General features: G+C 64.3%; 14 protein-coding genes. 9 read left to right on the top strand and 5 right to left on the bottom strand.

The genetic code is table 11. The features are described 5' to 3' along the window. Window positions 1-271, top strand: a 271-nt coding sequence (locus tag QRN59_RS06055; RefSeq protein ID WP_284981596.1) for a helix-turn-helix domain-containing protein, incomplete at its 5' end; no start/stop codon positions are given. 131 nt (window positions 272-402) lie between these two features. Here the strand turns inward: QRN59_RS06055 and QRN59_RS06050 are convergent. Next, window positions 403-771, bottom strand: coding sequence for a type II toxin-antitoxin system death-on-curing family toxin (locus QRN59_RS06050; protein ID WP_284981595.1), 369 nt, complete (start codon window positions 769-771; stop codon window positions 403-405). Further along, complete coding sequence (locus tag QRN59_RS06045) at window positions 768-974, bottom strand: ribbon-helix-helix protein, CopG family (protein ID WP_253182752.1); 207 nt, start codon at window positions 972-974, stop codon at window positions 768-770. Before QRN59_RS06045 ends, QRN59_RS06050 begins: the two co-directional genes overlap by 4 nt. Before the next feature lie 154 nt (window positions 975-1,128). On the opposite strand from QRN59_RS06045, the gene QRN59_RS06040 reads away from it, so the two are divergent. Next, window positions 1,129-1,458: a hypothetical protein gene (locus tag QRN59_RS06040; protein ID WP_284981594.1), complete on the top strand. Its 330-nt coding sequence runs from the start codon at window positions 1,129-1,131 to the stop codon at window positions 1,456-1,458. On the opposite strand, the gene QRN59_RS06035 is transcribed toward QRN59_RS06040, so the two are convergent. The 3 genes from QRN59_RS06035 to QRN59_RS06025 all read right to left on the bottom strand — a co-directional run bounded on the left by QRN59_RS06035 (window position 1,436) and on the right by QRN59_RS06025 (window position 4,136). Then, window positions 1,436-1,681 carry a hypothetical protein gene (locus tag QRN59_RS06035; protein ID WP_284981593.1) on the bottom strand — a complete coding sequence of 82 codons (246 nt, stop codon included), beginning with the start codon at window positions 1,679-1,681 and terminating at the stop codon, window positions 1,436-1,438. The genes QRN59_RS06040 and QRN59_RS06035 overlap by 23 nt on opposite strands. Before the next feature lie 107 nt (window positions 1,682-1,788). Beyond that, complete coding sequence (locus QRN59_RS06030) at window positions 1,789-3,192, bottom strand: xylulokinase (RefSeq protein WP_284981592.1); 1,404 nt, start codon at window positions 3,190-3,192, stop codon at window positions 1,789-1,791. A 2-nt stretch (window positions 3,193-3,194) separates the two neighbouring features. Then, entirely contained in the window at window positions 3,195-4,136 is a 942-nt protein-coding gene (locus QRN59_RS06025) for a sugar-binding transcriptional regulator (RefSeq protein ID WP_284981591.1), read from the bottom strand. Between the two features lie 193 nt (window positions 4,137-4,329). On the opposite strand from QRN59_RS06025, the gene QRN59_RS06020 reads away from it, so the two are divergent. The 7 genes from QRN59_RS06020 to tkt all read left to right on the top strand — a co-directional run bounded on the left by QRN59_RS06020 (window position 4,330) and on the right by tkt (window position 13,264). Further along, a complete protein-coding gene (locus tag QRN59_RS06020; protein WP_284981590.1) occupies window positions 4,330-5,889 on the top strand; it encodes a sugar ABC transporter ATP-binding protein in 1,560 nt (519 codons plus the stop codon). Then, entirely contained in the window at window positions 5,886-6,878 is a 993-nt protein-coding gene (locus QRN59_RS06015; protein ID WP_284981589.1) for an ABC transporter permease, read from the top strand. The genes QRN59_RS06020 and QRN59_RS06015 overlap by 4 nt, the downstream gene beginning before the upstream one ends. A gap of 69 nt (window positions 6,879-6,947) precedes the next feature. Further along, window positions 6,948-8,009 carry a substrate-binding domain-containing protein gene (locus tag QRN59_RS06010; protein WP_284981588.1) on the top strand — a complete coding sequence of 354 codons (1,062 nt, stop codon included), beginning with the start codon at window positions 6,948-6,950 and terminating at the stop codon, window positions 8,007-8,009. A 78-nt stretch (window positions 8,010-8,087) separates the two neighbouring features. Next, complete coding sequence (locus QRN59_RS06005; protein WP_284981587.1) at window positions 8,088-9,818, top strand: dihydroxyacetone kinase family protein; 1,731 nt, start codon at window positions 8,088-8,090, stop codon at window positions 9,816-9,818. Then, the gene (locus QRN59_RS06000) at window positions 9,815-10,273 is read left to right on the top strand and encodes a ribose-5-phosphate isomerase (protein ID WP_284981586.1); all 459 of its coding nucleotides are present in this window, start codon (window positions 9,815-9,817) and stop codon (window positions 10,271-10,273) included. Before QRN59_RS06005 ends, QRN59_RS06000 begins: the two co-directional genes overlap by 4 nt. Window positions 10,274-10,277: 4 nt before the next feature. Further along, entirely contained in the window at window positions 10,278-11,021 is a 744-nt protein-coding gene (locus QRN59_RS05995; protein ID WP_284981585.1) for a GolD/DthD family dehydrogenase, read from the top strand. A 110-nt stretch (window positions 11,022-11,131) separates the two neighbouring features. Continuing rightward, a complete protein-coding gene (gene tkt / locus QRN59_RS05990) occupies window positions 11,132-13,264 on the top strand; it encodes a transketolase (RefSeq protein WP_284981604.1) in 2,133 nt (710 codons plus the stop codon). Window positions 13,265-13,369: the final 105 nt, after the last annotated feature.

Raw genomic sequence — 13,369 nt, 5'->3', positions numbered from 1 at the left:
AAAAAGCAAGCGGGACATCATGCGTTGCCTCAAACGCTACGTATCCCGTGAAATAACCCGACAGATACTCAACCCGGTACCGGCACCAGGCATCACCGACCTACGCCAGAAACGCAAAAGCCTCGGGTTGACCGTCAATGCGGTCGCCGGCGAACTCAGCCAATGGCCCTCCGTTATCTCCCGCATCGAACGAGGCCTCATGCGCAACGACGACCTCGCAACAAGCTACAGGAAATGGCTCGAGGAGCAGGGCACTCAAAAAACGAATTGACAACCATAGGAGCATCACGAGGAAGTCCCGAAAACATCCCGAGTACGGCCCGGTCCGGCCCCGGTACGGCCCAGTCCGACGGCAAGAGTGTGCACATTGTGCACACCCCCTTTCTGACCGTCCAGGCGGGCCTAACGTCGGACCAGATGACCGGAAATCAGCGCCGACGAATCCCGCAACTCAATAGCCCCGGCAGCCACCCCGACGACGAGATCGACCCCCTCCTCAGTCGTGAAGTCATGACGGTAGTCGTTGATCCATAACAGCAGCACCATCAACGTCCAAGCGGTGCGTTTGTTGCCGTCGATAAGCGGATGGAAGCGGGCAACAGATTCAAGGAGCGCCGCCGCTTTCATGGCCAGGTCGGGATAGGCTTCAGCACCCATAACGGTTGTCGCCGGCCGGGCCAAGGCCGAGGCGAGCAGTCCGACGTCGCGGATATGGAATCCGTACCGGTCGACCACCTGGATTGCGTCCTCAATGTCCAGGTACGCGGTCACGCGTCCTCAAGACGAGTGAGAAGCTCAGCGTCATGACTCATCACAAAGTCCAGACCCTCGCTGATCTCGCGACGGCGGGCATGACGCTGCAGGACCAGCTCGGCCCCCTGAAGCAGAAGTGCGGACTTGGACGTATGCTCCTCGGCAGCCAGCTGCTCAAGCCTTCGATCGAGGTCTTCGGGAACACGGAGATTCATTGCCATACCGACCATCGTACCAATGTGGTACCGCGCATCGACACTCACAAGGCGCGAGAGTACCGGCGATCCACGCATTCTCTGGGCTGCTGCTTTGGTCAGCCTCCGTGTGCGACCATGCACGGGACGGCGGCGTGCTCTTCCGACGTAGAATCAGGCCATGCTGATCGAGGAACTGACGGGCGCAGACACCGGAACGTTTGCCTTCCGCACATCGACAGGTTCCCTCTACCGGATCGCCCTCGGCGACTCCCCAAGCCTCACGCGCCTGCCAGCGGACCAAGACCCAGAAGCCGCTTACCGAATGGCAGGCGTGTCGGTTCTCAGGAGGGACATCCAGAAGATTCTCCTGCTGGGCATCGGGAAACTCAAGGTAGGCGAAAGGGCCATCCTTTTCCTGGACATTGTCGGTGACGGGATCACGGTCACAAGGCGCGACACCAGTGAGGTCCTCAGCATCCACCTTCTCAAGAACCCACGGCCAAACTAAGCCGCCCAACCAAGCGACCGCCCCGGGTGGCCTGCATCCGGTCTCCGAATCGATGGCGGCGCTGGGGATAGCCCGAGGCGTTGTAGCCGAGCAGCTTGCTCGTAGGCGGGCGCTCCTGGGCCAGTTTCGTCCCGGAAAACTGGTCGAAGTAGATGTGCTCTCGCCTCACGCCTGCTTCGCTGAACGCGTCAGACTGCATCTGGCCGTGCTGATCGGTGGTCAACTATCGGGCGTATCCCCGAAGCAATCCCAACTGAACAGTTGGCGCACAACAAGGACTTCAGGGTGACTCCCACGCCTTACGGTGTGATTTCGTAGTACGCCGAATTCTTAATGAAGTTCGGCGCCGAATATCTTTTCCGAAGCGACTGAATATCTGGCACGGACGGCTGGCACCCATTCACGCGACGGGGACGGTTGTATCAGCGTGTAGCTGGGTCGGTCCCATTGAGGCAACTCTCCTGTGAGTGCCCATGCCGCTTGCTTCGCTGCCCCCAATGCTGCGTATTCCCGCGGCTCCGGCCATCCTACGGTTCTACCGGTGAGGTCTGAGACCGCCTGACGAAGTGATTTGGATTTTGAGCCGCCTCCGATGAGGGTCACGGTGTCAACTACCAAACCGGCGCCAGTGAGGTCCTCAACTGCGTCTGCTATCGCGCATGCCAGGCCCAGAATCCCTGCCCGCGCCAGGTTTTCCGGGGTCATGGACCGGCGGGTCAGACCGGTCAGCGCGCCTTGTGATTCGGGCAGCAGCGGTTTCCTCTCGCCGTCCAGATACGGAACGAAGCATATTCCGCCCGCATCCGGTGGAGCTTCAGAGGACAGGACGTCCATCTCACCCAGGCTCAGCCGGAGCATGGCCGCCATCGCAATCAGGGTTCTGGCGCCGTTGAGCGTGGCGACCAGCGGCAATTGCCCGCCGGAGGCGCTGGCCATGTCGGCGACATGGCATGAAGGGTCGTGAACGTGGCTGTCCTCCACCATGGACACGGTCATGCTGGTGCCGATGGAGACGACGGCTTCCCCGCGTTCCGCCCCGAGCCCAAGGATCGCAGCAGCGTTGTCACCGCACCCTGCGCCCACCACCACCCCGCGCGAGGTGATGCCCGCCCGGTCTGCCGGACCAAGCACCTTCGGGACTTTGAGGCCCCTGCCCAGGGCCAGCTGGATGAGTTCGTCGCGGTACTCTGCGTCAGATGAGGACCAGTAGCCCGTTCCGGACGCGTCGGAGCGGTCCGTCATCGGTTCGCCCTGTTGTCCGAGCAAACCCCACGTGAGCCAGTCGTGAGGGATCATCACGCGCCGGATCCTGTTTGCAGCCTCTGGTTCGTGATGCGAAAGCCAGCGCAGTTTGGATACGGGGTGCGCCGCGGTCGGAACCATTCCCAGTTCGCGGAGCCAGCGGTCCTGACCGTATTCGTGGCGCAGATCCAACGCCGATTGCGTTGCCCGATGGTCGTTCCAAAGGATGGCATCATGGACGGGCTGGTCATCGGAGCCGAGGACGATGGTGGAATGCTGTTGAGCACTGACGGCGACGGCGGCGATGCCCTGAAGTCTGGTCGCACCGACTCCCTCGAAGGCATCCCACCAGCGCCGCGGATCGACAGCCGTACCGTCGGGGTGCGGCAGTGCCGTCGAGCGAAGGACCTCCCCCGTGGCAGCATCGACGGTGATGTGTTTACAGCTTTGCGTTGACGAATCGACGCCAGCGACGAGGACGGGCCGCGCCATTCCTAGCCTCCGAGGAGTCTTGCAGCGGTGGCACTGTCTGTCACCAGGCCCTGAATAAGCCCGGAGGCCAGGAGCGCACGGATTGCCCGGGTCTTCGATGGACCGCCGGCGGCGGCGATGACGGCGGGGATTGCCCTCCATCCCGCTTCCGTGATCGCGATGCAGCGGTCATCGATGTCATGGATGACTTCGCCTGAGTCCGCTATCAGCGTGGCACCAAATTCTGCAACCACACCTCGCTCCAGCAGTTTCGTCCGGTCCTCTTCGCTCAGTGCACGGTTCTTCATCATTTGGGAGTTCTCCGGCTGCCAGGAGCCGACGGCTCCGACGGCCACGGTGACGCGGGGAAATTGATCAAAGGTTTGGGCCGTGTCGGGCTGCCGGCGCACCCCGAGGGCGGCTTGGGCGTCGCTGATGACCAGGGGCGAATAGATGGTCCAGGGCCGGACTCCAGCGAGGCTGCTGACGCGCCGCATGATTTCCAGCCCCGTTTCCTGTATGGGTCCGGCCACGCCGGCAAGCTGAACCACCCCGCATTTGGGCAGTGTGGTCAGCGAGCGAGCCATCGCGCTGAGCGTCCGGCCGGACGTCAGCCCAAGAATGTCGTCGTCTGTCAGGATTTCGCTGAGCAGGTCCCCCACGGTGGAGCCCAGGCGGGCCTGCAGGACCTGCTCATCGTCAGAGGGAACGTCAACGACCACGGAGTGGCCGAGTTTAAAGCGCTCCGCCAGCTGCACCGACAGATCAAGCCTCACACCGGAGGGGCTTTGAATGTCGATCCGGACGATTCCGGTGCTGACGGCCTCATCGAGCAGACGTGCGACCTTGAAACGGCTGAGGCCGGTTTCGTTGGCGATCTCGATTCGGGTCTTGTTCTGCAGGTAGTGCTGCGTAGCGATATGCGCGATCTGCACCTGCCTGCCTGGCCCTGGCGCCTGTGCCATGCACACCTCCGCAGTAGTAACTCTCGTCTCCGCACGAGTCTACACGGATGCTCAGATGAGCACCAGACCCATTTAATGTCCATTTTGCTCATATGAGCCGAGGGTATTAAATAATGCGCACTGCCAGCGTATAGTCATTTCTCGCCACCGTTTGGTGGCCGCTGAGACGGCAATGCAAAGGAGCTCGATACACGTGTCGACCGTCCGCTCAGACGACAGCAACCAAGTCGTCCCCATGCTCGAGTGTTCGGGCATCACCATGTCATTCGGAGGCATCCCGGTCCTCCGCGGAATCACGTTCTCCTTGGAACCAGGTACTGTTACCGCCCTTGCCGGAGAAAACGGTGCAGGCAAGTCCACGTTGATGAAAATTGCCTCCGGCCAGTACCGCCCCATCGATGGCAGCGTGCAGGTCAGGGGCCAGGACCTGGTCAGCGGAAACACGCAGGCCGCCTACGAACTTGGCGTCGCCATCGTGCCCCAGGAACTCGCATCGATCCCGGAAATGATGGTCTACGAGAACCTCTTCATCGGACGGGAGGTCAAGACCCGGCTGGGAACCTTGGACCGCGCGGCCATGGTCAAGGCCGCCAAGGGCTACCTCAAGGAATTCGGTCTGGACACAGATCCCAAGACCCGGATGCGCGAATTGCCGGTGGGTATCCGGCAAATCATCGAAATTATCAAAGCAACCCACCGCGGAGCCCGGGTCCTCCTGCTGGACGAACCCACCAGTGCCATCGCCGAGCGCGAAGTCGCACGGCTGGCAACGATTGTCCGCTCGCTCCGGGACCAGGGCGTCGCCATCCTCTTCACGACCCACAAGATGGAAGAAATCCGTGCCATGGCCGACCGGGTCGTGGTCCTGCGCGACGGCACCCTGGTCAGCGACACCCCGTTGGCGGATATTTCCGACGACGGGATCGTCACCGCCATGATCGGACGCGAGCTCGACCAGCTCTTCCCCGAACGCCCGGACGCAGGCAACGACGTCGTCCTTGAAGTCAAAGACCTGGTCATCACCGTCGGCGCCACACCCATCAACATCACCGTCAGGAAAGGAGAAATCCTCGGCCTCGCAGGGCTCGTCGGTGCCGGACGTACCGAACTCATCGAGTGCATCTACGGTATCCGCAAACCCCACTCGGGCACCGTGACACTCTCCGGCTCGGTGCTCAAGGCAGGATCCCCGCAGGACTCCATCGCCCGGAACCTGGCCATTGTCCCCGAAGACCGCAAAGGCGCCGGCGCCATCCTCTCCATGAGCATCCTGGACAACGCCACCCTGCCGAGGATCGCGGCGTTCTCCCGGTTCGGCGTCCTCAGCCGCCGGAAACAGCGCTCAGCGATTTCCGAGGTCATGAAATCCATGCGCCTGAAAAGCAGCGGCCTGGACCAGCACCTGGAAAACCTCTCCGGGGGCAACCAGCAGAAGGTCGTTTTCGGCCGCTGGCTCACCGGCCAGGTAGACGCTTTGCTGCTCGACGAGCCGACCCGCGGGGTCGACGTCGGCGCGCGCAGCGAAATCTATCGCATCATCACCGAACTGTCCTCCGCCGGCATGGCCGTCGTCATGGCATCCAGCGATATGCCCGAGATTCTCAGTCTCTCCCATCGCGCCCTCATCATGCGCGAGCTCGGTGTCGTCGGCGAACTCGACCGCGAACAACTCGACTCCCCTGACGTCCAGGACACCATTTTCCGACTCGCCTCCGGACTCCGGGCCGAACCTCTGAAAGACACCACCCCATGAACACCACAGCCACCGCCCCCGCGGCCCTGCAGCGCAGCAACTGGAAAAAACTCGCAGGGAACTTCCTCGTCCGCCACATCATGGTCGTCGTGATGCTGCTCATCGTCGGGTTCTTCGCGTACCGCAGCGCACGCTTCGCCACTCCCGACAACCTCACCAACATCCTCATCGCGGCAGCACCCTTCGCCCTTATTGCATTGGGGCAGACCCTTGTCATCCTGACCGGAGGCATTGATCTCTCCGTCGGCAGCGTCATGGCCGTCAGTGCCATGGCCGCGGCCTGGACCGCGAAGAACGCAGGGGACAACCTGCTGTTGCCCCTCGTGGCCGCCGTGGCCGCCGGCCTCTTCGCCGGCAGCATCAACGGGTTCATCGTCAGCCAGCTCGGAGTCCCGCCCTTCATCACCACCCTGGGAATGCTGACCCTGGCATCCGGCTTCGCCTACGTCATCGGCGACGGCGCACCCATCAACGGCCTGCCCGCCAGCTTCGGCCTCTTTGCCAACACCCAGGTCCTGGGCCTGACGCTCCCGGTCGTCCTCATGATCGTCGCCATCCTTGGCCTAGCCTTCGTCATGAAACGAACAAACTACGGGCTGCGCGTCTACGCGATTGGCGGCAACAGGCTCGCCGCCGAAATCGCGGGCGTCCGCTCGCGCCGCATCCTGTTCAGCGTCTACGCCATCAGCGGCCTGCTCGCCGGGCTCTCCGGACTGATGCTCGCCTCCCGCGTCATCACCGGTGCCCCCAACCTCGGCCAAGGCTACGAACTCGACGCCATCGCTGCCGTGGTCATCGGAGGCGCCAGCCTCATGGGCGGCAGGGGCACCGTGTGGGGCACCGCGATCGGGCTCCTCCTGATCCAGACCATCAACAACGGACTCGACCTCCTCCTCGTCCCCGCCTACTGGCAGAACGTCATCAAGGGCGTCATCATCGTCGCCGCCGTCGGTGTCGATGTCTGGGCTGCCCGCCGCGGCCGCCGCTGACCATTACATCCTGACCACCACATCCCAACCAACCATCCGCACTCCCCAACCCATATGTGAAGGAAGATAATGAAAAAGGCATCCTCAACGACGAAGAAGCTGCTCACAGGCACGGCGATTGCCGCCGTCGCCGCCCTTGGCCTCACCGCCTGCGGCGCAGGTGACCCAAGCGCCGGCAACGACAACATCACCATCGGAGTGACGGTCTACGACATGTCCTCCTTCATCACCCAAGGCAAGGAAGGCATGGAGGCCTATGCCAAGGCCAACCACATCAACCTGCAATGGAACTCGGCAGGCGGAGACGTCTCCACTCAGGCCAACCAGATGCAGCAGTACGTCAACAGCAAGGTCAGCGCGATCATCATCGTCCCTGTGCAGGCGGACTCACTCCAGCCCCAGGTAGCCGCGGCAAAGGCTGCCGGGATTCCAGTCCTCGACGTCAACACCGCCCTGTCCGGCGCGGACCTGACTGCCAGCGTCCAGCCCGACGACGTCGCCGCGGGAGAGCAGGAAGCGACCATGATGGTCAACAAGCTCGGCGGCAAGGGCAACATCGTCGTGCTTGAAGGTCCGCTCGGATCCTCACCGCAGATCGGCCGCGGTAAGGGCATCCAGAACGTGCTCGACAAGAACCCCGGCATCAAGGTCCTGGCCAAGGACACCGCCAACTGGAAGCGCGACCAGGCCGTCAACAAGATGAGCAACTGGGTCTCCGCGTTCAAGGGCGACATCAACGGCGTCATCTCCCAGAACGACGACATGGCCCTGGGTGCCATCCAGGCCCTCCGCGAAGCCGGGGTAAAAGGCACGCCGGTCGTCGGCATCGACGGCATCGAGGACGGACTCAAGGCCGTGCAGTCCGGCGACATGATCGGCACCTCCCTGCAGCACGGCACGGTGGAGCTTGCCGCCGGCCTCGCAGTCGCCGCGAAAATCGTGCGCGGCGAGAGCGTCAACAAGAAGCCTGTCTACACGATGCCTGCCATCACCGCCGCCAACGTCAACGACGCCTTCAAAAACGTCGTGACCGACAAGGACGCCTTCCTGAAGAACCTCCCCGCACTCATCAACGACAACCTCCAGGGCGGCAACATCGCCTACGAAGGCCTTCCGGGCCAAAAGAAGTAGCCGGCCACCGGCTGCCCGGGCGCCGCCCGGGCAGCCTGTCCGCCCCAACCACCACGTATTCCCGACCGGAGCACCACAATGACTGTCTTGTTCAATGACCCCTCCGAGTTCGCTGAAGACCAGTTCAGCGGATTCCTCGACCTTTACTCCGACCGCCTCCGCGGCGTGCCGGGCGGCGCCGTCGCCCACCGATCCGAAACCCCGCAGGTCGCAGTCGTCGTCGGAGGCGGCTCCGGGCACTACCCGGCCTTCTGCGGAATCGTGGGTCCCGGATTCGCAACCGCGGCCGTCGTCGGCAACATCTTCACCTCCCCCAGCGCCGCCCAGGTCTACTCGGTGGCCAAAGCCGCCGACCAGGGCAAAGGCGTCATCCTCACGTTCGGCAACTACGCCGGCGACAACATGAACTTCGGCATCGCCGCCGAGCGCCTCCGTAAGGAAGGCATCGACACCCGCATCGTCGTGGTCACCGACGACATCGCCTCATCCCCTATCGAATCCGAGCGCCGGGGCATCGCCGGGGACTTCACCGTCTTCAAAGCACTTGGTGCCGCGGCTGCCGCGGGCCTGGATCTGGACGAAGTAGAACGCATCGGACGCGCCGCCAACGCCGCCACCCGCAGTTTCGGCGTCGCCTTCTCCGGCTGCACCATGCCCGGCGCCGACGCACCGCTCTTCACTGTCCCGGAAAACCACATGGGCGTCGGTCTCGGCATCCACGGCGAGCCGGGGATCCGTGACGAAGTCCTTGGAACCGCTGAGGAGCTGGCCAGGCTCCTTGTCGGCGACCTGCTCAACCAGGCCCCTGCCAGGGCTTCGTCCCGTGTGGCCGTGATCCTGAATGGATTGGGCACCACGAAATACGAAGAACTGTTCCTGGTGTGGAATTCCGTGGCACCGTTGCTCCGCGAGGCGGGCCTGGAAATCGTCGAACCCGAGGTCGGGGAGCTCGTGACCAGCCTCGACATGGGCGGTATCTCGCTCACCCTCATGTGGCTGGACAAGGAACTCGAATGGCTGTGGAGTGCCGAGACCTATACCCCGGCCTACCGGAAGCAGAAATCCGCGTTGCGGGGGCTGCGACCGGCCGTCCGACACATTGACGAGGCAGAAGAGCTCGACTCCATTCCGGTCCCGAGCCCAGCCGCCGTCCCGGTGGCCACGCTAGTCCTGGATGGTTTGCGCGTGTTGGCCTCGACCATGCACGCCAACGAGACCGAGCTTGGGCGCATTGACGCGGTAGCCGGCGACGGCGACCACGGCCGGGGCATGGTGAAGGGCGCCGACGCAGCGCTGGCCTCGGCCGAGAGGGCCGCCAAAGCCACCACCGCGGGCCCTTCCTACATCCTCCGCAAGGCCGGGCAAGCATGGGCGGCCGCGGCAGGGGGCACCTCAGGGGTGTTGTGGGGAGCCGGGCTGGAAAGCGCGGCAGCGGCCATCGACGATCAAGGCACCAGCTTTGACCGGGGCGTGATCGCAACGGCCGTCCATGCCTTCTCGACCGCCATCACCGACCTTGGCCGGGCCAAACCAGGTGACAAGACGATCGTCGACGCCATGTTGCCGTTCGTCGACGGCCTCGAGCTCGCCCTGATGAGCGGCAAGGACCCCGCCGCCGCGTGGGCTTCCGCAGCGGCCGAAGCATCCGCGGCTGCAGCGGCCACAGCATCCTTGACACCAAAGCTGGGTCGGGCACGCCCGCTGGCCGAAAAGAGCATCGGCACACCCGATGCGGGCGCGACGTCCTTCGGAATGATCGTCACCGCCCTTGAAGCCCTCGCCCCTGCCACTGAAAGGACCCAGTCATGACCGCCGGTCTGAGAATCGTCGTCGGAAGCGATGACGCAGGATTCGACTACAAAGAGGCCCTGAAGAAGGACCTCGCCGCCAACGGCCTTGTCGCTTCCGTTGTGGACGTCGGCGTTGACACCGACGGGCACACCGCCTACCCGCACATCGCCGTCGAAGCCGCCCGCATCGTCGCCTCCGGTGATGCGGACCGGGCACTGCTTGTCTGCGGCACCGGGCTGGGAGTCGCCATCGCCGCGAACAAGGTCAAAGGGATCCGCGCAGTCACTGCCCATGATTCCTTCTCTGTCGAGCGGAGCGTCCTGAGCAACAACGCCCAGGTCCTCTGCTTCGGCCAACGCGTCGTGGGCCTGGAACTGGCCCGCCGCCTCGCCAAGGAATGGCTCACTTACGAATTCGACACCAGCAGTGCCTCGGCCGAAAAAGTCCAGGACATCTGCGCCTACGAAGGATAGAACAATGGAACAGCAATTCGAGGGCAAAATTGCCATCATCACGGGCGCCGCAAGCGGCATCGGCTACACCGTCGCCCACCACCTCGCATCCCGCGGCGCCCGGGTTATCGGCGTCGACCTCTCCGACAGTGTCGGGGCCCTCATGGCAGAGCTCCCCGGCAAGGGCCACCACGGCATTGCCCGCAACCTGACCGCACCCGAAGCCGCCGGCGAGATCGTCGAAGAAACCATTCGCGTCGCCGGTGTGCCGCACATCCTGGTCAACTCAGCCGGCGTCGCCCTGCTCGATGCCGCCGTCGACGTGCCGGCGGCGCGCTGGCAGGCAACGATCGACATCAACCTCAGCGCCAGCTTCTACATGGCCCAGGCGGCAGGCCGCGTCATGGTCGACGCCGGATACGGGCGCATCATCAACCTCGCCTCCCAGGCCGCCGTCATCGGCCTGGACCAGCACGCCGCCTACTGCGCTTCCAAGGCAGCGATCGTCGGCCTCACCCACGTGCTCTCGCTCGAATGGGCCCCCAAGGGTGTCACGGTCAACGCCGTCTCCCCCACCGTGGTGGAAACCCCGCTCGGCAAGAAGGCCTGGGCCGGAGAAAAAGGCGAAAAGGCCAAGCGGGAAATCCCTGTGGGCCGCTTCGCCCAGCCCGAGGAGGTCGCCTCGCTCATCGGGTACCTGGCAAGTGACAACGCCGCCATGATCACCGGCAGCAACGTCCTCATCGATGGCGGCTTCACCACCGTCTGACAAACGCCCACCAGACAGGAGCGTTCCCGCACCGCGGGCCGCTCCTGTCTGCCGTCATACCCAGAATCATTGAAAGACACCAAGAGAGGGGCTCGGTTTACGTGCCACATTTGGAAGAGCAAGAACTGACTTGGACAAGCCTGGACCAGCGCGCCGTGGACACCGTCCGCGTTTTGGCCGCTGACGCCGTCGAGAAGGTCGGCAACGGTCACCCTGGTACGGCCATGAGCCTTGCCCCGGCCGCCTACCTGCTGTTCCAGAAGCTGATGCGCCACGACCCGAAGCACCCGGACTGGATCGGCCGTGACCGGTTCGTCCTCTCCCCCGGACACACCTCGCTGACCCTGTACATCCAGCTGTTCCTTTCCGGCTACGGCCTGGAACTGAAGGACCTCGAGGCCCTGCGCACCTGGGGTTCGCTGACCCCCGGCCACCCGGAGTACAAGCACACCGCCGGCGTCGAGATCACCACCGGCCCGTTGGGCCAGGGCCTGGCCTCCTCGGTGGGCTTCGCCTACTCGCAGCGCCGCCAACGCGGCCTGTTCGACGCCGATGCCCCCGCCGGCGAGAGCCCGTTCGACCACACCATCTGGGTCATCGCCTCCGACGGCGACCTCCAGGAAGGCGTCACCTCGGAAGCTTCCTCCCTGGCCGGGCACCAGGAACTGGGCAACCTCGTGGTGATCTACGACGAGAACCACATCTCCATCGAAGACGACACCGACATCGCGTTCACCGAAGACGTGCTCAAGCGCTACGAAGCCTACGGCTGGCACACCCAGCGCGTGGACTGGACCCGCCCCAGCGAAAGCAACCCGACCGGCGAATACGTCGAAGACGTCCAGGAACTCTACAGCGCCCTGCTCGCCGCGAAGGCCGAGACGTCCAAGCCGTCGATCATCTCGCTGCGCACCATCATCGGCTACCCCGCCCCCAAGAAGCAGAACACCGGCAAGATCCACGGTTCCGCCCTCGGCGCCGAGGAAGTCGCCGGGCTCAAGGAAGTCCTGGGCTTCGACCCGGCCAAGTCCTTCGAAGTGGACGAGGACGTCCTGGCACACGCCCGTGCCGTCGTCGAACGCGGCGCAGCCGAGCGCAGCGAATGGCAGGCATCCTTCGAGGCATGGCAGACCGCCAACCCGGAGGGCGCTGCACTGCTTGAGCGGATCGAGGCCAAGAAGCTTCCTGTCGAGCTCGACGCCGTCCTGCCGGTGTTCGAAGCGGGCAAGGAAGTTTCCACCCGCGCCGCGTCCGGCAAGGTCCTGAACGCGATCGGCCCGGTCCTTCCGGAACTGTGGGGCGGTTCGGCCGACCTCGCCGAGTCCAACAACACCACCATCGAGGGTTCACCGTCGTTCATTCCGGCCTCGCGCTCCACCGGCGCCTGGAAGGGCAACCCGTACGGCCGGGTGCTGCACTTCGGTATCCGCGAGCACGCCGCGGCGTCGATCGTGAACGGCATCTCGCTGCACGGCCGGACCCGGGCGTTCTCCGGCACGTTCCTGATCTTCAGTGACTACCAGAAGCCGGCCATCCGCCTCGGCGCCCTCATGGGCGTCCCGTCCATCTATGTGTGGTCGCATGACTCGATCGGCCTGGGCGAAGACGGACCCACCCACCAGCCGGTGGAACAGCTGTCCACCCTGCGCGCCATCCCGGGCCTGGACGTTGTCCGTCCCGGCGACGCCAACGAGGTCGCCGCAGCGTGGAAGACCATGCTGGAGAACCACGAGAACCCGGCAGGCATCGTGCTGACCCGCCAGAACATCCCGACCTACGCACGCGGCGAGGGCATTGCCGAGGGTGACACCTTCGGCTCCACCGCGGGCGTCGCAAAGGGCGGCTACGTCCTGGCAGAGGCTTCGAAGGACGGCGCCACGGTCCCGGCCGACGTCATCCTGATCGGCACCGGTTCAGAGGTCCAGCTCGCGGTGAACGCCCGCGAAGCGCTCCAGGCCGAAGGCATCGCCACCCGCGTCGTCTCGATGCCGTGCGTCGAGTGGTTCAACAAGCAGGACTCCGCATACCGCGAGTCCGTGCTCCCGGCCGCGGTCAAGGCCCGCGTCTCGGTCGAGGCCAGCCTGGCCTTGGGCTGGAAGGAATTCGTCGGCGACGCCGGACGCTCCATCAGCCTCGAGCACTTCGGCGCCTCGGCAGACTACAAGCGCCTCTTCAAGGAGTTCGGCATCACGGCAGAAGCAGTCGCCGCCGCCAAGGACTCCCTCGCGGGTCTTATGGCCTGATTCTGAGGCTCGGCCGGGGCAGGTCCGAGGCTGCTTTGCCCCAGGCCGAGCCCAAGAAATGCCACTGGCGGACAAAGCCGCCATGCCCGCAGAGTCCGCAAGACA

The organism is Arthrobacter sp. efr-133-TYG-118 (genome assembly GCF_030209755.1).
Taxonomy (GTDB): domain Bacteria; phylum Actinomycetota; class Actinomycetes; order Actinomycetales; family Micrococcaceae; genus Arthrobacter.
Note: the sequence above shows the minus strand (reverse complement) of the source record. Positions and strands in the feature narration are given on the sequence as shown.